This is a genomic window from Rhodococcus sp. 66b, assembly GCF_002076325.1.
GTDB lineage: Bacteria > Actinomycetota > Actinomycetes > Mycobacteriales > Mycobacteriaceae > Rhodococcus_F > Rhodococcus_F erythropolis.
Genome location: NZ_MUZB01000001.1, coordinates 300,698 through 319,293, shown reverse-complemented (window position 1 = coordinate 319,293; position 18,596 = coordinate 300,698). Strand labels below are relative to the sequence as shown.

Sequence of the window (18,596 nt, the reverse complement as noted above, 5' to 3'; positions counted from 1 at the left end):
CGCGGAGGAAGATCCATGCCCACTCACTACCTGGATTCGGAAAAGTCCGAGTCGTCTCTTCGAACCGATCAGACACGCATCACCATCACGGCGGAGCGTAGGCGGTGGGCACGTAAACCCGCACACATCACCGACGCACTCGATTTCTGGTCGTTCGCCGGAGCCGCTGCCAACGTCATCCTGCAACTCGGTTGGCCCGAGGTGGCGTACGGCGTCATGGAGAGCAAGGTCGAATCTGGTGCTCTGACAGCGCATCCGTGGAAGCGCGCACGAACCACAACGCAGTACCTGACGGTCGCGATCCTGGGCAACGCGGAAGAGCGAAAGGCCTACCGCGAGGCCGTGAATTCGGTACACCGACATGTGAAGTCGGATGCGAACAGCCCGGTCAAGTACAACGCCTTCAATCGCGAACTCCAATTATGGGTTGCTGCTTGCCTGTTCATCGGTTTCGAAGACAGTCATCAGTTGTTGCACGGCAAGATGTCGGAAGAACAGGCGGAGTCGTTCTATCAGTCCGCATCAACTTTGGGAACGACACTGCAGGTCACCGAAGAGATGTGGCCGGCCACACGCGCAGATTTCGAGCGCTACTGGAACCTCGGTTGCGAACGCGTCGTGATCGACGAACGCACCAAGCAGTATCTGATCGACCTGGTCAATCTACAGATGATCGCTTGGCCGATACGCCTGGTATTCCGAAACTTGTTGCGGTTCCTGACGGTCGGATTCCTTCCACCGATCTACCGCGACCAACTCGACCTCGAGTGGACCGAAGACGACCGCCGCCGGTTCGAACACCTCTTCATTTTCGTGTCGTTCGTCAACAGGTTCATCCCACGCTCCGTTCGTCAGGCCGGCAACACCATACAGATGCGCGACATTCGTCGTCGGATTAAGACGAGCAAGAATCTCGTCTGAGCCAGCAGCGCGTAATTCGTTTTCAATTCTGCTGCCCCACAGGTAAATCGGGGCGGTCGGTCGACAATAGATCGCGGTTCGACACAGCCTCCTGTGTGACCAGAACTGGGGCCGGAAAATCGACAAAACCGGCCGATCGAGCGCCACATTCGCCACATACCGACGCCATCAAGACGCATTTCCAGTGACTTGCATCACACTTTATCTCGATTATGTAACGCCAAGAGAGGTGGCATATCGCCACGCGACCTGGGAAAACACTCTTTGATGCATTTCTGTTGCACAAACATGCGTCGACACGCCGACCCGTGACCAATCCGTAATCATCTCTTATGGTTGGTGACAGCCCGATCAACCGGGCATTACCGAATCGCCACCGCCGTCCCACCCCGCGGTTCGGACTCGACAACATTCCTAGTGGTGGGAGCGGAGCTGAGACGGTCACCGTCCTCCGTCGGCGGGACTCGAGAGGATTTACCAAAAATGACCAAGACCACTGTTACCCGTGCCCTTGCCTCTGTCGCCGCAGCCGGAGCCCTCGCAGCCGGAGCCCTCGGACTGAGCGCCGGCACCGCATCCGCAGCCACCCACGACTGGTCGGGTGTCGCAGAATGCGAATCTTCGGGCAACTGGGCCGCGAACACCGGAAACGGCTACTACGGCGGGCTCCAGTTCAGCCAGAGCACGTGGGAAGCCTACGGCGGAGCCGGCAGCGCCGCCAATGCCAGCCAGGCAGAACAGGTCCGCGTCGCGGAAAACGTCCTTGCCGGTCAGGGTGCCGGCGCGTGGCCGGTTTGCGGACAGTACCTCCGCTGAGCCCAGCCCAAGTAGTGCGTCGCTGCCCGGTGTTCGTCGAGAATTCGACGGACCCCGGGCAGCGTCGTACTAGCGACCTTCATGCCCCGCCCGATCCAGCCCCTCCGCCGCTGCTGTTGAAAGACATTACGGCGGTACGTGATCCGTCGGGATGACGCGGTGCGAGCGAGGTGTACTGACTCGCCTTCCGATCACGCATCAGCCCTCGGAGAGCCATCCACAGTTTTTGGGCCGTCCTTGCCAACCGGTTGTGAGAACTGACCGGCGCAGCCGTAGACGCGTACGGGATGGGCTCCTTGCGCACGTAGTGCTCCATAACCCCAGCTTAGCCGTGTTTCGATGCCGAAATGCTCGAATACGGCGATGCCTCGCGGCCCTCATGGTGCCCGAACAAACTGTTCCAGCGAACTCGGTGATCCATCCTTGACCAGGCGTGCAAACCGGTCGGGTAAATCGCGTGGCCCGAACACTTCTCGACCATTGTGCGGCCGCTACCGGCACGAGGAAGTAGTCGTTGATCGCACCGTCCCAACCCGGCAATATCGTCGGATCACGGATCTCCTCATGCCACACATGGGTGGCGTCGCCGTAGTCACGCAAGCCGATCTCCTCGTCCAATTCGCGCGCGAGCGCCTCGGGCGGGGTTTCGTCTCCTTCCAAGCCTCCGCCCGGAGGACACCAGACCGTCAGCCCGCCCCCCGGGTGCGATGAATCGGCAGAGCAAGTCAGCAGGTCAGGCCACAACGGCCAACTCCGGCAGTCCGGCAACCACAACCGCGAGGTTGTAACCCGACATCCGCAGTTCGCCGTTGTCCCCGGTTCTCGCGTACTCCGCATGACCGAAAGCCCGCTCGTGCTTGACACCGTCCGGGGTGATCCCCTCGGCCGTGGACAATCGGTGGAACTCGGTGCGCGTCGGATCGCCACCGAAACGGCCGAACCCCGCGATACTGTCGCCTTCCGCTTTCATGACGTAGACGTGGCGGTCGGCGATACCGAGGTCCGACTCCACCTTGGCCCGCACGCCGGGAGAACCGTAGAACACCACGTCGTCGACCGCTGCGCTTGCCCCGCGTTGCAGCGCAAGAGAAGTCGCAAGCGATCCGTAGGAGTGACCCAACGCGGTGATATGGACTCGGTCGTTGACCGACGCAGCACGAAGACCGTGAAAGAAGCTACCCAATGCGTCGGCGGCTATGCCTGCTTTGGACGATCGACTTACGTCGAAGCTGGCCCGACCGATGTCGAACTTTCCCGGCCCGATCACCTGTGGCGCGTCGTATCCGATCCAGGCGATGGTGGCCACGCTCTCCTTTCGGCCGGCCAGCTCGAGTTGGCGCATCGCCTCGGCTCGTAATCGTGTTGCCTCGCCGACCATTCCGCGCATCGAGTCCTTGACGTTGGTGTTCAATCCGGGAATCGTCACGGAGATGTGATCCGCTGTGTCCGGATCACCGATCGCGATTGCCGCGAAGCCGCGTTCACCCGAGCGCATGTCCATGAGCAGTAACCGTCGACAAGGTTCGGCGCGAAACAACTCGTCGAGCGCGTCCAGATCCTCGAGTTTGCGTTCGGCGTACCACTGGCCCGCCCCTGTGTTACTCAGTCTGCCGCCGAAGAACTCACGGTGGAGTTCTTGCGAGATTCGGACTGAATCATCTTGCAGCCGTGCTCGTTCCGATTGAATTCGATCGAGATTGGCCGGACTGCGAACCGCAGAAGGAATTCCATCGAGGTTGGCGATCAGGCCGGGTGCATGACGCAACATCTGACGCTGCCGATCAGGGCTGAACGCTCGCCACTCCTCCCCCACACGCACAGCTTTGTCACGGAGGTCGGTGCCGACCTGAGACCGCAGAGACAACGCATGATGAAGATCCGCGCTGACCAGCAGTGCCTCACCGATCAGTTCTCGCACCGCGACCTCGAGCAACTGGGCATGCACGTGGAGCGGGTGACCGTCGGCGATGGGCGCAACGGCAGAAACGGTTCCGTCCTGACGAATATGCAAGTCGTCGGCGACGGCCTCTTTGCGCAGCGTATCCAGCCGTCGCCGGATGTCGCGGACACGATGAGCGACCAGAACGCCCTCCAGCCCAGCTGACAGCTGATCCAACGGTTCGACGTCCCATACGTCGATATCTGTGAGATCCACTCGGGTCAGGACGAACGAGCAGCGATCCGCGCCTGTACTTCCGGACGACGCAACGGCGGGACGGTCTGAGGTGGCTGTCTGCGAGGCGGCAATGCGCTGAGCAGGCGCGTCGTCGTTTCGGTCACCTCACGCACCGCCTGTTCGAAGGCGTCTCGGTTCGCGTCGGACACCTTGGCTATTCCACTCACCTTACGTACGTATTGGCGAGAGGCGGCCTCGATCTCCTCGGGCGTAGCAGCGGGCTCGAGTCCACGAAGTTCAGTGATGTTTCGGCACATAATTCGACGATAACCCTGCTCACCGACGCCGTCACGGTTCGATACACCAATGTATCCAAACTGCCACGCAGATCCGGGCATCACGGTAGTTTCAGTGAAATTCCCCCAGTGACTGGAAGTAGCCACTAACTCATGGACTCTGCACTCACCTCCGTCGGCCTACCCGCCGCACTCGCCATCATCATGTTCGGCCTCGGGCTTTCCCTGACGGTCGGAGATTTCGCCCGCGTGGCAAAAGCGCCGAAGGCCGTTTCGATCGCCCTGATCTGTCAGTTGTTGTTGCTCCCGGCCGCGGCCTTCGGATTGGTCACGTTGTTCGACCTCGACCCACTGCTCGCGGTCGGCATGATGCTCCTCGCCGCATCACCGGGCGGCACGACGGCAAACCTGTTCAGCCATCTGTTCCGCGGCGATGTTGCTCTCAATGTGACGCTGACAGCGGTCAATTCGGTGATAGCGGTGGTCACTCTCCCCCTGATCACCAACTTCGCGTTGGGTTACTTCGAACCCGAGGACGCGGACGGCACTCTCGGGCTTCAGTTCACGAAGGTGCTTCAGGTCTTTGCCGTCGTATTGATTCCTGTCGCCCTCGGAATGTGGGTTCGGTTGCGCTCGAGCGCCTTTGCCGAGCGGATGGACAAGCCCGTCCGCATCGGATCCGCGGTGGTTCTGGCACTGGTGATCGTCGGAACGGTTGTTTCCGAGCGCGAGAACATCGCGGACTATCTCGTCGACATCGGCGTCGTCGCTGCCTTGTTCTGCCTACTGAGCCTCTCGATCGGTTACGTCGTTCCCCGGATATTCGGCATCGAGGATCGTCAGGCAATCGCCAGTTCCATGGAAATCGGCATCCACAACAGCACGTTGGCGATCACCATCGCCGTCAGTCTCCTGAACAACGTGCAATTGGCAGTGCCGGCTGCGGTGTACGGCGTTCTCATGTTCCCGCTCGCCGCCGCCTTCGGCGCAACGATCACCCGCAAGTCACGGACAATGGCCGAAATCGACTAATATCAGGCGGTTTTCGATATAGGTGATCTGGTATCGCCGACCCTACGATCGATACGGACTCAGACCGAAGGGTATCGAAAAATGCTGACCACCACACCTACCGTGCTGGACGAACGCGCCTGGCAAGAGCTAGTCGACGCACTGACCCGTCGCCAATTCGGCATCGGAGCCGGGATGGCAGCAGCGGCAACAATTCTGTCGTCCTGCAGTTCGAGTGACGGTTCGGGTACATCTGACGACACTCAAATGCGCACCGTCACCACACCGTTGGGAACTTACGACATACCGACCAACCCCAAGCGGGTCTTGGCCGTCGACGCCCGCACCGACCTCGAGCTCGCCATTGCCCTGGAACTACCGGCCTTCGGATACAACATCTCGCCCGCCACCGAGTGGGTTCCCGTCGACGGTTCGGCCGAATACCTCAGCGACAAGCCCAATCTGGAGCAGATCCTCGGACTCGCACCCGATCTCATCATCTGCGTCAACGCCGACAACGAGTACTGGCCCGCTGCAAAACTCCAAGCCATCGCTCCTGTCCTGACAACCGAATCAAAGCAGACGTGGCGAGAAAATCTCACCCGACTCTCCGATTGGTTGGGCCGAACCCCCACCATGGATCGCCTGATCACCGATTACGACGCTCTGATCACCGACATCCGCTCTCGACACGCTTCGGCGATCGCGGGAAAGACCGTCGCGAGTTTGTCCTACAGTCCGGACAAGGCCACGATCTACATCGACAGCCTGCCCGTGTCGGAGGAAACCGGTAAGAAGAATCGCCAACCCACCGACATGACACTCGCTGACATCGGTGGAAGAACATTGAACACAACCGGTTTCGACAATCAGGGGCGACTGAGCATCGAGGAGATGGATCGCCTTCGCGATTGCGACGCGTTCATGGTATCCGTCACCGACAGCAGCGACACCACCTTCGATCAGCTCTCGGACAACAAGTTGTGGCAACGACTTCCGGCTGTGCAGGCCGGGAACGTCACCGTTCTGCGCGGCAGTACGTACTACGGATCCATCTACACCAACATGTACGTAGCCAAGGGCTGGGACGATCTCTATTCGACGCTCGACTGATCAGACTTGTCCGTGGAAATGCCGGCCGCTCCCACGCGGTCGGCATTTCACGTTTCGAGGTCGATGCCCAACGCTCCGGAGAGGGTCCGCAGACAAATCACTCTCAACTCTTCCTGCGGTATGGAAGGTTGATCGAGCCAGTCGAGGCAGACAGCCCGGACGAATGCGATCCATCCCCGAACTGCGACGGCAGCGATCTGTCTTCTTTCACCCTCGAATTCCAGTGCGTCGAGGATTCGAATCTGCTGCTGTTCGAGTTCGCGTTCGACGATCGCTCGGATACCGGCCTCGGCCGAGAGCGTCCCGACGTTGATGGCGCGCACTCCCCTGCTGTGCGACTTCACGTACGCGAAGTAGGCGTCCAACCCGGCTGCCACCTGTTCGCGCACCGGTAGCGTCGCGTCCGGTGCGGTCACCTCGAGCAGGTGCTGCGATTCGCGCTCGACGATTGCGGCGAAGAAGTCTCGCTTGGTCGGGAAGTAGTGGTACATCAACCCGCGCGAGACGCCCGCAATCTCGGCGACCTCTTCGATCCAGACGTCCTCGTACGAACGATCGGCAAAAAGTTGCGCGCCGATGTCGAGCAACTGCGTGCGCCGCTGCTCTCGGTCCAGGCGTTTTCGTGGTGCGACCATAGACAAGTCAGATTACTACTTGACACCGATTCAGTAAGGCGTACTTTGCGTACTAGACACCAATTCAGTAAGCGATCTCACCCGGGGGACACACCATGAGCGTCGACACCACTCCAGAGGCGACGACCGATGCTCGGATTCCGCATCCGGCATGGCGCCTGCCAGTCCTCGGGGACGTCCTCGGGATCAATATCCGGACGCCGCTGCAGAACTCCGTGAGCATCGGGCGCGAACTCGGCCCGATCTTCGAGAGAAATGTCCTGGGAAATCGCTTCGTCTTCGCCTCGGGCGCGGACATGGTGGCAGAACTGTCCGACGAGTCCCGGTTCGCGAAGCACCTTGCGCCTGGAGTCAAAGCACTCCGCGGAATCGGCGGCGACGGACTGTTCACTGCGTACAACCACGAACCCAACTGGGGCAAGGCGCACAATCTCCTGGCCCCGGCGTTCAGCCAGACTGCGATGCGCTCGTACCACCGCACCATGCTCGACGTGGCCGGCGAGCTGGTCGATCATTGGGACAGTCGTGACAGCGACTCCCCCGTCGACATCTCCGCAGACATGACCAAGCTGACGTTGGAGACCATCGGACGCACTGGATTCAGCTACTCGTTCGACTCTTTCGAACGTGAAGAGCAGCACCCGTTCGTCAAGGCGATGGTCGGCGCTCTCTCCCATTCACAACGCACGACGTTCTTGAAGTCGACGGCCCTGGGGCGAGTCCTCGCACGTCGGGCCGATCAACGTGACGAGGTCCGCAAGGCGTACATGGCCGAGGTTGTGGACGAGGTGATCCGTGCCCGGCGGACAAGTACCGAACCGGGGCCCGAAGATCTTCTCGAACTGATGCTACGGGCGGCACGCGAAAACGATCCCAACCGTATCGACGAACTGAACATCCGCCATCAGGTCGTGACCTTCCTCGTCGCGGGACACGAAACCACCTCCGGCGCATTATCGTTCGCGCTGTACTACCTGTCACGAAACCCTGACGTGCTGGCCAAGGCGCAAGCCGAGGTCGACAAGGTCTGGGAGGGCGAAGAGCCCGCCTTCGAGAAGATCGCGAAACTTCGATACGTACGACGCGTCCTCGACGAATCATTGCGTCTGTGGCCGACCGCTCCCGCCTACGGCCGTGCGGCGCTCGAAGACACCACGCTCGTCGGCACGTATCCGATGAAGAAGGGCGATTGGATGCTCGTGCTCATCCCGTCACTTCATCGCGATCCCGTGTGGGGCAACGATCCCGAGGCTTTCGATCCGGATCGCTTCCTACCTGCCAACATCAAGGCCAGGCCGGCGCACGTGTACAAGCCGTTCGGAACAGGTGAACGCGCCTGCATCGGAAGACAATTTGCCATTCACGAAGCGGTCCTCGTGTTGGGCACCATCTTGCAAAAATATACGATCGAAGCCGATCCGGACTACGAGTTGAAGGTGGCCGAACGGCTCACCCTGATGCCCGAAGGCTTCAACTTGACGGTCCGCCGACGCTGAGCTCGGCAAACGGCGTCGAGTAAGTCGGTTGAACAGTCCCGAATGCGGTAATCCCTGAGGTGGCAGCAGCGAGCACCGGCGCACCCTGGGAGTTCACATGACAAAGAGGCCTGCAGTTGGAATCGTCTTGCTCTCGGCGGCATTGGCCACGGGAGCTTGCTCGGCAAGCGTCGGGACGCCGCAAGTGGACAAGTCCGAAGTCGCAAGTCAGATCTCCACTCAACTCGCCGAGAAGATCGGCGAGCCACCTGACGACGTGACGTGTCCGGAGAACCTCGACGCAGAAGTCGGCGCATCGATCACCTGCATCCTGACCGAGCAGGGCACCGAATACGACGTCACAGCTACCGTGACCAGCGTTGACGGTGAAAGTGCGAACTTCGACATCAAGGTTGCGGATGTGCCGAACAACTAACTGCTGTGCGCCTTTATTAACCGCCGGCGGTTAATAAAGGCGCACAGCAAGGCGTCAGAGCCGCTCGATAATCGTCGCGTTCGCGGTGCCGCCACCTTCACAGATGGTCAGCAGGCCGTAACGACCGCCGGTGCGCTCGAGTTCGTTGAGCAGTGTCGCCATCAGCTTGGTGCCGGTCGCGCCGAGCGGGTGACCGAGTGCGATCGCGCCGCCGTTGACGTTGACCTTGGCCGGATCTGCGCCGATCTCCTTGATCCAGGCCAGGACGACCGGGGCAAAAGCTTCGTTGATCTCGACGATGTCGATGTCCTCGATGCTCAGACCGGCCTTCGCGAGAGCATGCTTCGTGGCCGGAATCGGCGCACTGAGCATGAAGATCGGGTCGTCGCCGCGGGCGCTGAGGTGATGAATCCGGGCGCGGGGCTTGAGGTTGTACTTCTCCACCGCTTCCGCCGACGCCAGCAGCAGCGCACTCGCACCGTCGGAGATCTGGCTGGCCACCGCTGCGGTCATGCGGCCGTCTTCGACGAGAACCTTGAGCGTCGCCATCTTTTCGAGGCTGGTCTCGCGGGGTCCTTCGTCGACGGTCGCGTCGCCCATGGCAACGATCTCGTTGTCGAAGCGACCCGCGGCGATTGCAGCCTTGGCGCGCTCATGGCTCTGCAGGGCCCACTTCTCGAGCTCTTCGCGGCTGATGTCCCACTTCTCGGCGATCATTTCGGCGCCCTTGAACTGCGAGACTTCCTGGTCACCGTAGCGCTCGGTCCAACCGACCGAACCCGAAGTCGGCGTGTCGAATCCGTACTGCTGACCGACGATCATCGCTGCCGAGATCGGAATCTGGCTCATGTTCTGAACGCCGCCGGCAACGATCAGATCCGCGGTGCCCGACAGGATGGCCTGAGCGCCGAAGTGCACTGCCTGCTGGCTCGAACCGCACTGACGGTCAACGGTCACCCCGGGAACGTGCTCCGGGAATCCCGCTGCGAGCCAGGACATACGGGCGATGTTGCCGGCCTGGCCGCCGATGGCGTCGACGCAACCGAAGATCACGTCGTCGACGTCACTGGGGTCGATACCGGTGCGCTCGACCAGTGCCTTGACGACGTGCGCACCGAGATCGATGGGGTGCACGCCGGACAGCGCGCCACCCCTCTTGCCGATCGGTGTGCGAATGGCGTCGACGATGTAAACCTCGGACATAGCGTTAGCTCCTAGTTTCGTTGTGCAGCAATAGTTCTTGAAGTTGATTCAGCAATAGCGTCTGAAGTTGTAGCCGGATCGGAGAGCCCGTCGAGCACGATCGCGAGATATTGAGCCGCGACGGCGTGAGCCGACAGGGATCCACCCGGGCGGTACCAGCGAACCGCGACCCACACGGTGTCTCGCATGAATCGGAAGACCAACTCGACGTCGATGTCGGAACGGAAGGTCCCGTCCGCGACGCCGGCTTCGAGGACGCCGACCCAGAGGTCCCGGAATTCGGTGTTGCGCTCGGCCAGGTAAGCGAAGCGCTCGTTCCCGACGAGGTGCTTGACCTCGTCCTGGTAGATCGCGACGGCCGAATGTGAGGCGTCGATGGCCTCGTAGGAGGTCACCACCAGCGCTTCGAGCGTCGCGCGACTGTCCAACCCCGCCGCGACGATCTCGCGGTATTTTCCGAAGAGTTCGTCGAGGAACTGGTGCAGGATCTCGTCGACCATCGACTCTTTGGAATCGAAATGGTGATACAGGCTGCCGGACAGTATCCCGGCGGCGTCGGCGATGTCGCGGACGGTCGTCGCGCGCACTCCGCGATCGGCGAACAGCCCCGCCGCGATCTCGAGCAGCTCGTCGCGGCGCCCGGACTTGCCGTTTGATTCGTCGGAATTTCGAGGTGGCGTCATGTATTCAATCCTATCCAGGGCCTTCCCCTGTGCGCGGTCAGCGAGTCCGGGGACTCCTTAACCGCGCACGGGGACGCTAGGCCCTCTGCGAAGAAACGGAGACGATCTCGCCGGTCATGTAGGTGGAGTAATCGCTGGCGAGCATCGCGATGACCGTTGCGATCTCCCAGACCTCCGCGGCGCGCCCGTAGGCCTCACCGGAAGCCAACTGGTCGAGCAGTTCCTCACTGGTGACCTTCGCCAAAAACGCGTGACGCGCGATGGAGGGCGAGACCGCGTTGATACGGACTCCGTACTCCGCGGCTTCGATAGCGCTGCACCGGGTCAGTGCCATGACGCCCGCCTTGGCTGCGGCGTAGTGAGCCTGGGAATGCTGCGCCCGCCAACCGAGAACGGACGCGTTGTTCACCAGAACACCGCCGTGGGGAACGCTCTTGAAGTACCGCAGCGCGGCACGCGTCGAACGGAAGGTGCTGTTGAGGGTGATGTCGAGAACGCGATCCCACTGATCGTCCGTCATGTCGACGACGGGTGTCTCGCCGCCCAGGCCCGCGTTGTTGACGACGATGTCGATGCGTCCCAACTTCTCGGCCGCGCCGACGAACAACGCGTCGACCTGCTCGGTGCTGGAGACGTCGCAGATGATGGACTCGACCTGCTGGCCGGGAAACTCGGCCTTCAGCTTCTCCACCGTCTCGCCGAGCCGACGCTCGTGGAAGTCGGAGACGAGAACGTCGCCGCCCTCGAGAAGCACCCGGCGCGCGGTAGAGAAGCCGATGCCGGTTCCGGCTGCGGCGGTGATGATCGCCTTCTTGCCCGCGAGCAGTCCGTGGCCCGGGGTTTCCTCGGGCGCAACGGAAAGCGGGGACGCGGCTTTGGTGTCAGACATTAACGAGCCTCTCGGGGAAGACCGAGCACGCGCTCGGAAACGATGTTGCGCTGAATTTCGTTGGAGCCGCCGTAAATCGTGTCGGCGCGGGTGAAGAGGAAGAGGCGCTGCCACTCGTCGAGTTCGAGATGCTCGGGGTCGGTGATGTCCGAGGCATTGCCTTCGGAATCCGCCCACGGTGCAACCAACGACGACGCACCCTGCACGTCCATCGCCAGCTGTCCCAGGTCACGATGCCAGTTGGCCCACAACAGTTTTGCGACGGACGCTTCTCCGCCACCGGTTCCGGCGTCGACCGCGTCGAGAGTACGCATCGCGTGGGCGCGCATCACGCGCAGTCCGACCCAGGCACGAGCGATCTTCTCGCGAATGTGCGGATCCTGGTCACTGCCATTGGCCTTCGCCAGGTCGACGACGCCCTGGAGCTCGCGAGCGAATCCGATCTGCTGTCCGAGCGTCGATACCCCGCGCTCGAAGGTGAGCAGCCCCATCGCGATCTTCCAGCCCTCGCCAGGTTCCCCCACCACCAGATCGGCGTCGGTGACGGCGTCGTCGAAGAAGACCTCGTTGAACTCCGACGTACCGGTGAGCTGCTGGATGGGCCGAACTGTCACACCAGGCTGATCCAACGGGACCAACAGGAAGCTCAAGCCCTGATGACGCTTGGAGCCCACCTCGGTGCGGCAGACCACGAAGCACCACTGTGCGACGTGAGCCAGTGAGGTCCACACCTTCTGGCCGTTGATGATCCACTTGCCGTCTTCGAGGCGTGCGGTGGTGGAGACGTTCGCGAGGTCTGAACCGGCGCCAGGCTCGGAGTAGCCCTGCGACCACAGTTCGCTGACCGTGTTGATGCCAGGAAGGAATCGGCGCTTCTGCTCGTCGGTTCCGTACGCGATCAGCGTCGGGCCGAGCAACTCTTCACCGATGTGGCTGACGCGAGCGGGCGCACCGGCCTTCGCGTACTCCTGATGGAAGATGACCTGCTGAGAGATGCTTGCTCCCCGCCCGCCGAACTCCTTCGGCCACCCGAGGCACGTCCATCCTGCGGCTGCGAGGTGCTTGTCCCACTCGAGTCGTTGCTCGAAGAACTCGTGCTCACTGCCGGGGCCGCCCTTACCCTTGAGCTGGGCAAATTTGCCCGTCAAGTTCTCGGCCAACCACTGCGCGACCGTGGCCGCAAACTCGTCGTCCGTCATCTGCCCGTCCGGGCTCTCGCTCTGGTCCACATATGTAAGATAACCTACCAAGCACTTGCTAGGTAGCGTGTCAGGTAGGAGTCCAGTGACCGAACAACCGAGAACCATCCCATCAGCCCTCATCCGGGCCGCCGAGGAGTTCGGTGAGCGCGCGGCTATCGCCGATGGCGACACCCGACTGACCTTCGCACAGCTACATCAACGTGTCCGCGATTTCGCCGGCGCGCTGATCAACCGTGGGGTGAAGGCAGGCGATCGCGTCGTCATCTGGTCGCCCAACACGTACCACTGGGTGATCGCCCTGCTCGGCGCTCAATATGCCGGCGCGGCCATCATCCCGATCAACACTCGATACACCGGCACCGAAGCTCTCGACATCATCGAGCGCGTCGACGCCGCGGCCTTGGTGGTCGTCGGCACGTTCCTCAAGGCCGATCGCTATCAGCAGTTGCTCGACGCCAACCCGGACCTGTCGATCCCGACCGTCATCCAGGTACCGATCGACGGGGACGACGACCGTGACGGCGTCATCGAGTTCGAGGACTTCCTCGCGCTCGCCACCGACACCGCCCGCACCGAAGCCGATGCGCGTGCTGCGAAGGTGCAGCCAGACGACGTCAGCGACATCCTCTTCACCTCCGGCACCACGGGACGCAGCAAGGGTGCGATCACCGCGCATCGTCAGTCCATTGCTGTCGCCAAGTCGTGGGGTGAATGCGCCGAGGTCACCGCCGACGACAACTTCCTCATCATCAGCCCGTTCTTCCACACCTTCGGGTACAAGGCCGGAATCCTGGTCTGCCTGCTGAACGGCGCGACGATCGTGCCGGTGTCCGTCTTCAACATCGACGACACTCTTGCCCTGGTCAACAGCGAAAAGATCAGCATCCTGCCTGGCGCCCCGACGATCTACCAGACCATTCTCGATCACCCCCGCCGCAGCGAATACGACCTGTCCTCGCTCCGCATCGCGATCACTGGCGCAGCACCCGTTCCGGTTGCTCTCGTCGAGCGCATGCAGGCAGAGCTTTTCGACGCCGTCCTCACGGCATACGGTCTGACCGAGGCAGTGGTCGCGACCATGTGCCGCACCGACGACGACCCGGTCACCGTCTCCACCAGTTCCGGCCGCGCGACAGCCGATTTCGAGGTCAAGATCGGTGACCAGGGTGAGATCCTGCTTCGTGGACCGAACGTCATGCTCGGATACCTCGACGACCCCGAATCCACCGCCAAGGCAATCGACGCCGACGGCTGGCTGCACACCGGAGACGTCGGAACCCTCGACGAGCGTGGCTATCTCGACATCACCGACCGTCTGAAAGACATGTACGTCAGCGGCGGATTCAACGTCTACCCGGCCGAGATCGAGGGCATGTTGGCTCGCCTGCCCGGCGTCCACGAGTCTGCTGCCATCGGCATCCCTGATCACCGAATGGGAGAGGTGGGCCGCGTATACATCGCCCAACTCGACGGTGCCGGCCTCACCGAAGAGTCGGTGATCGCTTTCCTCAAGGAGAAGATCGCAGGCTTCAAGGTGCCCCGCGAGGTGCGCTTCGTAGATCATCTGCCCCGTAACCCTTCGGGCAAGGTCCTCAAAACGGTTCTGCGCGAGGAACAATCATGACCGTTCCCTTCGAAGTCGACGTCGTGACCTACGAGGTTCGTGACTCGGTCGCCGTCGTGACCTTGAATCGACCCGACTACCGCAACGCCCAGAACTCGGTGGTCACGTACGCCCTCGACGCGGCATTCCAGCGCGCCGTCGAGGACGACGACGTGAAGGTGATCGTCCTGGCAGGCAACGGACCTCACTTCAGCGCCGGACACGACCTGGGAACTCCGGGACGCGACCATCACGTCGAGTACGAGAACAAGGCCACCATGTGGTGGGATCACGTCGACAAGCCAGGCGGTGACCAGCGTTTCGCCCGCGAGATGGAGGTCTATCTGGGCATGTGCCGCCGTTGGCGGGAGATCCCCAAGCCCACCATCGCGATGGTGCAAGGCGCCTGCATTGCCGGTGGGCTCATGCTCGCCTGGATCTGCGACATGATCGTCGCGGCCGACGACGCCTTCTTCTCCGATCCCGTTGTCCGCATGGGCATCCCCGGCGTCGAATACTTCGCGCACCCGTGGATGGTCGGTTCACGTTTCGCGAAGGAAATGCTCTTCACCGGCGATCGGTTCACCGCGCAACGCGCCTACGAAATCGGCATGGTCAATCGCGTCGTCGCCCGCAAGGATCTCGAGAAGGAGACGTTCGAGCTCGCCGGACGTATCGCCGAGATGCCGCGCTTCGGACTGGCTTTGACCAAAAAGGCCGTCAACCAGTGCGAGGATCAGATGGGGATGCGCAACGGCATCGACTCCGTCTTCGGTCTGCATCACTTCGCTCACGCTCACAACGCCGAGGTCGGCAAAGACTCGCTTGGTGGTCTCGACGCCAAAGCCATGGCTGCCAGTGCTCGCGCACCGCAGGAAGGAACAAACTAGTGGATCTCGTATTCGACGACGCCACAACCGCATTCCGTGACGAGGTCCGCTCGTTCCTGGAGGCGAATGTGCCCGCCACTCCCCTGAAGTCGATGGATACCGCCGAAGGCTTCGAAGAGCACCGTCAGTGGGAGCACACTCTCGCCGACGCCGGCTACGCCGTCGTCTCCTGGCCCAAGGAACTCGGCGGACGCGATGCGTCCCTGCTCGAATGGGTCATCTTCGAAGAGGAGTACTACCGCTCGGGCGCGCCCGGCCGCGTAAGCCAGAACGGCATCTTCTTGTTGGCTCCCACACTGTTCGAGCATGCAAATGCCGAGCAGTTGGCTCGCATCATGCCTCGCATGGCTCGTGCCGACGACATCTGGGCCCAGGCCTGGTCCGAGCCCGAATCCGGTTCCGACCTCGCGAGCCTGCGTTCGAGTGCGAAGAAGGTCGACGGGGGCTGGCTGCTCAACGGTCAGAAGACGTGGAGCTCACGCGCAAGCTACGCAGACTGGGGCTTCGGCTTGTTCCGCTCCGATCCGGATGCGCAGCGCCACAAGGGCATCACGTATTTCATGTTCGACCTGCGCTCGAAGGGCGTCACCGTTCGCCCGATCGATCAACTCGACGGCGAGCCCGGCTTCGCCGAGATCTTCCTCGAAGACGTCTTCGTGCCGGACGACCCGGCCAACCCTGGTGAGTCGGGTGTGATCGGCAACGTCAACGAAGGTTGGCGCGTCGCGATGAGCACCGCGAGCAACGAGCGTGGTCTCTCGCTGCGCAGCCCCGGCCGCTTCCTCGCCACCGTCGACCGACTGCTCGAGCTGTACAAGTCCAGCGGACGAACCGACGACAGCGCTCTGCGTAACCAGGTTGCCGACGCCTGGATCGGCGCTCGCGCCTACCAGCTCAACACATTCGGTACCGTCACCCGTCTCGCCGACGGTGGACAACTCGGCGCCGAGTCCTCGATCAACAAGGTCTTCTGGTCCGAGTGGGATATCGCCACCCACGAGACTGCTCTCGAACTGCAGGGCCCTGAAGCCGAGCTGGCCGACAACTGGATGGACGGATACCTGTTCTCCCTGTCCGGCCCGATCTACGCAGGCACCAACGAGATTCAGAAAAACGTCATCGCTGAGCGTCTGCTCGGCCTACCGAAGGCGGACCGATGAGATTCGCGCTCGACTCCTCCCACCAGGACTTCGCTGCAAGCATCGATGCACTGCTGACCAAGTCCGACATGCCCTCCGTCATCCGTTCGTGGAACGACGGTGACACCGAGCCGGGCAAGAAGCTCTGGCAGCGCCTTGCCGAGACCGGCGTCAACGGCCTCGTCATATCCGAAGAACACGACGGACTCGGCGCCGACGCCGTGGACCTGGTCGTTGCACTCGAACAGCTCGGTCGGCACGCAGTACCCGGACCGGTCGTCGAGACCATCGCAGTAGCACCGACGCTCCTGGCTTCCGTTGCACCGGAACGTCTCTCTGCTCTCGCCGAGGGTTCGCTGGCAACCGTCGCCGCTCCCCCGCGCACACCGTTCGCGCTCGACGCCAATGCGGTCGATCTGGTTCTACTCGCGCAGGACGGCACCGTCTCACTCGGCGTCCCTGGCGAAGCCAAGGCATCGGTGGATCTCTCCCGCAAGCTCTACGAGGTTTCCGCCGGCGAATCGCTGGGCTCCGCCGACTTCTCCGCAGCCTTCGACATGGGCGCTCTTGCCACTGCCGCGCAGTTGCAAGGTCTCGGCCAGACACTGCTCGAGGTCACCACCGAATACGCGAAGCAGCGCAAGCAGTTCGGCAAGGTCATCGGACAGTTCCAGGCAATGAAGCACCACCTGGCAGAAGTTGCCGTTTCGCTCGAAATGGCTCGCCCCCTGCTCCACGGTGCCGCTCTGTCGGTTCGCGATCAGTCGGCCGACGCCTCGCGTGACATTTCCGCCGCCAAGGTCGCGTGCGGGGATGCTGCTTACAAGGCCGCCCGCGTCGGACTCCAGGTTCACGGCGCCATCGGCTACACGATGGAACACGATCTCTCACTGTGGCTCACCAAGGTACGAGCATTGCTCACCGCCTGGGGCACACCGTCCGAGCATCGTGCGCGCGTCGTCGAAGCGCTGGTTGCATCATGAGCATCGACACCGAAGACCAGGCAGCACTACGTGCGTCGGTACGCGATCTCCTGAGCAAGCATTCCGACTCCGCTGCCGTCCGCGCTGCCATCACCACAGAGATCGGCTACGACGCCGCGTTGTGGAGCAAGCTGTGCGAGCAGATCGGCGTCGCCGCGCTGGCGATTCCGGAGGAGTTCGACGGCGTCGGAGCAGGTTTGGGCGAGGTACATGTGGTCCAGGAGGAACTGGGCCGCACGCTGACCCCCTCACCGATGCTGGGTTCGGCGATTCTTGCCGCACAGGCACTGCTGCTTTCCGGTGACGACGACGCATGCTCGCGACTGCTGCCCGGTGTCGCGTCCGGAGAGAGCACGCTCGCCCTGTGCTGGGCAGGGGCTGCGGGTTGGAGCACCTACGGCGTCGAGGCAACCGAGGATGCGTTGACCGGCACGGCGTCGTACGTCCTCGACGGACACGTCGCTGACACCCTGCTCGTTCTCACGGCCGACGGCTTCTACGAAGTAGATCCCGCGGCCGAGGGCGTCTCCCGCCGACGCGTCCCCACCATGGATCCGACGCGAACGCTGGCGGAGGTCACGTTCTCCGGTGTTCGTGGTCGGCCCCTGGAGTGGTCCGAAGATCTGGTCGATCGCATCCGAACCGTCGTTCTGATCGCGTTGTCAGCTGAACAGGTCGGAGCGGCCGCAGCGATCGTCGAACAGACCGTGGAATACACCAAGTCGCGCAAGCAGTTCGGTCGCGCGATCGGTTCTTTCCAAGCCCTCAAGCACCGGATGGCCGACATGTACACGTTGGTCGAGACGGCGCGGTCGATGACGTACGCCGCCGTGGCGACGCAGTCGGCGGACGACGCGGCAGTGGCGAAGGTCTACTGCTCGGAAGCCTTGCAGCAGATCACCTCCGAAGCAGTTCAGTTGCACGGCGGAATCGCAATCACCTGGGAGCACGACGCTCAGCTGTACTTCAAGCGTGCACACGGCAGCGCTCAGCTCTTCGGACAGCCGAGCACCTACCTGCCGAGCCTCGCTCAGGCCGCGGGTCTCTAAGACACATCGGTGCTTGTTCGCTCGCAATCCCGGGCGAACAAGCACCGATGCTGCCCAGTCAGTGGAATGAACCGCAGATTTATGCGGCTGGATCACGCAGAATCGGTCACCAGACAGCTGTCCATCTCACAGACCG

The 18,596-nt window shown here is 62.2% G+C and carries 18 protein-coding genes and 1 pseudogene; 11 read left to right on the top strand and 8 right to left on the bottom strand.

Annotation, left to right across the window (positions count from 1 at the left end):
- Positions 1-15 precede the first annotated feature (15 nt).
- Both B0E55_RS01480 and B0E55_RS01475 read left to right on the top strand, forming a co-directional pair.
- Positions 16-921: an oxygenase MpaB family protein gene (locus B0E55_RS01480; protein ID WP_080908946.1), complete on the top strand. Its 906-nt coding sequence runs from the start codon at positions 16-18 to the stop codon at positions 919-921.
- Positions 922-1,404: 483 nt separating this feature from the next.
- A pseudogene (locus B0E55_RS01475) lies at positions 1,405-1,731 on the top strand (transglycosylase family protein); the annotation flags it as partial.
- A 204-nt stretch (positions 1,732-1,935) separates the two neighbouring features.
- On the opposite strand, the gene B0E55_RS01470 reads toward B0E55_RS01475, so the two are convergent.
- From B0E55_RS01470 to B0E55_RS01460, 3 genes are read right to left on the bottom strand one after another with little or no spacing between them, the layout of a single operon-like run.
- Positions 1,936-2,574, bottom strand: a complete 639-nt coding sequence (locus B0E55_RS01470; protein ID WP_241895981.1) for an NUDIX domain-containing protein — start codon at positions 2,572-2,574, stop codon at positions 1,936-1,938.
- Positions 2,471-3,892 (bottom strand): alpha/beta hydrolase, encoded by a 1,422-nt coding sequence (locus B0E55_RS01465; RefSeq protein ID WP_029254493.1) that lies wholly within the window; start codon positions 3,890-3,892, stop codon positions 2,471-2,473. The genes B0E55_RS01470 and B0E55_RS01465 overlap by 104 nt, the downstream gene beginning before the upstream one ends.
- A 5-nt stretch (positions 3,893-3,897) precedes the next feature.
- Positions 3,898-4,170 (bottom strand): DUF2277 domain-containing protein, encoded by a 273-nt coding sequence (locus B0E55_RS01460; protein WP_003945457.1) that lies wholly within the window; start codon positions 4,168-4,170, stop codon positions 3,898-3,900.
- Positions 4,171-4,302: 132 nt separating this feature from the next.
- Here B0E55_RS01460 and B0E55_RS01455 point away from each other — a divergent pair, with 132 nt between their 5' ends.
- Both B0E55_RS01455 and B0E55_RS01450 read left to right on the top strand, forming a co-directional pair.
- Positions 4,303-5,181, top strand: coding sequence for a bile acid:sodium symporter family protein (locus B0E55_RS01455; protein ID WP_020968475.1), 879 nt, complete (start codon positions 4,303-4,305; stop codon positions 5,179-5,181).
- Positions 5,182-5,262: 81 nt separating this feature from the next.
- Positions 5,263-6,273: an ABC transporter substrate-binding protein gene (locus tag B0E55_RS01450; RefSeq protein ID WP_080908945.1), complete on the top strand. Its 1,011-nt coding sequence runs from the start codon at positions 5,263-5,265 to the stop codon at positions 6,271-6,273.
- Between the two features lie 47 nt (positions 6,274-6,320).
- Here the strand turns inward: B0E55_RS01450 and B0E55_RS01445 are convergent, their stop codons facing one another.
- Positions 6,321-6,908, bottom strand: a complete 588-nt coding sequence (locus B0E55_RS01445) for a TetR/AcrR family transcriptional regulator (RefSeq protein ID WP_020906279.1) — start codon at positions 6,906-6,908, stop codon at positions 6,321-6,323.
- Positions 6,909-7,003: 95 nt separating this feature from the next.
- Here B0E55_RS01445 and B0E55_RS01440 point away from each other — a divergent pair, with 95 nt between their 5' ends.
- Together B0E55_RS01440 and B0E55_RS01435 are read left to right on the top strand one after the other, a co-directional pair.
- Positions 7,004-8,404 carry a cytochrome P450 gene (locus tag B0E55_RS01440; protein ID WP_080908944.1) on the top strand — a complete coding sequence of 467 codons (1,401 nt, stop codon included), beginning with the start codon at positions 7,004-7,006 and terminating at the stop codon, positions 8,402-8,404.
- Positions 8,405-8,501: 97 nt separating this feature from the next.
- Entirely contained in the window at positions 8,502-8,819 is a 318-nt protein-coding gene (locus B0E55_RS01435) for a DUF4333 domain-containing protein (protein ID WP_020906277.1), read from the top strand.
- A 54-nt stretch (positions 8,820-8,873) separates the two neighbouring features.
- Here B0E55_RS01435 and B0E55_RS01430 read toward each other — a convergent pair whose 3' ends face one another.
- The 4 genes from B0E55_RS01430 to B0E55_RS01415 form a co-directional block, all read right to left on the bottom strand.
- Positions 8,874-10,022 (bottom strand): acetyl-CoA C-acetyltransferase, encoded by a 1,149-nt coding sequence (locus tag B0E55_RS01430; protein WP_003945727.1) that lies wholly within the window; start codon positions 10,020-10,022, stop codon positions 8,874-8,876.
- 11 nt (positions 10,023-10,033) lie between these two features.
- Positions 10,034-10,705, bottom strand: a complete 672-nt coding sequence (locus tag B0E55_RS01425; RefSeq protein WP_003945807.1) for a TetR/AcrR family transcriptional regulator — start codon at positions 10,703-10,705, stop codon at positions 10,034-10,036.
- A gap of 76 nt (positions 10,706-10,781) precedes the next feature.
- Positions 10,782-11,594 (bottom strand): SDR family oxidoreductase, encoded by an 813-nt coding sequence (locus B0E55_RS01420; RefSeq protein WP_003945582.1) that lies wholly within the window; start codon positions 11,592-11,594, stop codon positions 10,782-10,784.
- Positions 11,594-12,823 (bottom strand): acyl-CoA dehydrogenase family protein, encoded by a 1,230-nt coding sequence (locus B0E55_RS01415; RefSeq protein ID WP_080908943.1) that lies wholly within the window; start codon positions 12,821-12,823, stop codon positions 11,594-11,596. Before B0E55_RS01415 ends, B0E55_RS01420 begins: the two co-directional genes overlap by 1 nt.
- 55 nt (positions 12,824-12,878) lie before the next feature.
- On the opposite strand from B0E55_RS01415, the gene B0E55_RS01410 reads away from it, so the two are divergent.
- Genes B0E55_RS01410 through B0E55_RS01390 form a run of 5 tightly spaced genes read left to right on the top strand, consistent with a single transcriptional unit; the run spans position 12,879 to position 18,460 of the window.
- Positions 12,879-14,420, top strand: coding sequence for a FadD3 family acyl-CoA ligase (locus B0E55_RS01410; protein ID WP_080908942.1), 1,542 nt, complete (start codon positions 12,879-12,881; stop codon positions 14,418-14,420).
- Complete coding sequence (locus B0E55_RS01405) at positions 14,417-15,289, top strand: enoyl-CoA hydratase (protein ID WP_080908941.1); 873 nt, start codon at positions 14,417-14,419, stop codon at positions 15,287-15,289. Before B0E55_RS01410 ends, B0E55_RS01405 begins: the two co-directional genes overlap by 4 nt.
- Positions 15,289-16,449, top strand: a complete 1,161-nt coding sequence (locus tag B0E55_RS01400) for an acyl-CoA dehydrogenase family protein (RefSeq protein ID WP_007734181.1) — start codon at positions 15,289-15,291, stop codon at positions 16,447-16,449. Before B0E55_RS01405 ends, B0E55_RS01400 begins: the two co-directional genes overlap by 1 nt.
- Positions 16,446-17,411, top strand: a complete 966-nt coding sequence (locus B0E55_RS01395; RefSeq protein WP_020906274.1) for an acyl-CoA dehydrogenase family protein — start codon at positions 16,446-16,448, stop codon at positions 17,409-17,411. The genes B0E55_RS01400 and B0E55_RS01395 overlap by 4 nt, the downstream gene beginning before the upstream one ends.
- Entirely contained in the window at positions 17,408-18,460 is a 1,053-nt protein-coding gene (locus B0E55_RS01390) for an acyl-CoA dehydrogenase family protein (protein WP_080908940.1), read from the top strand. Before B0E55_RS01395 ends, B0E55_RS01390 begins: the two co-directional genes overlap by 4 nt.
- Positions 18,461-18,596: the final 136 nt, after the last annotated feature.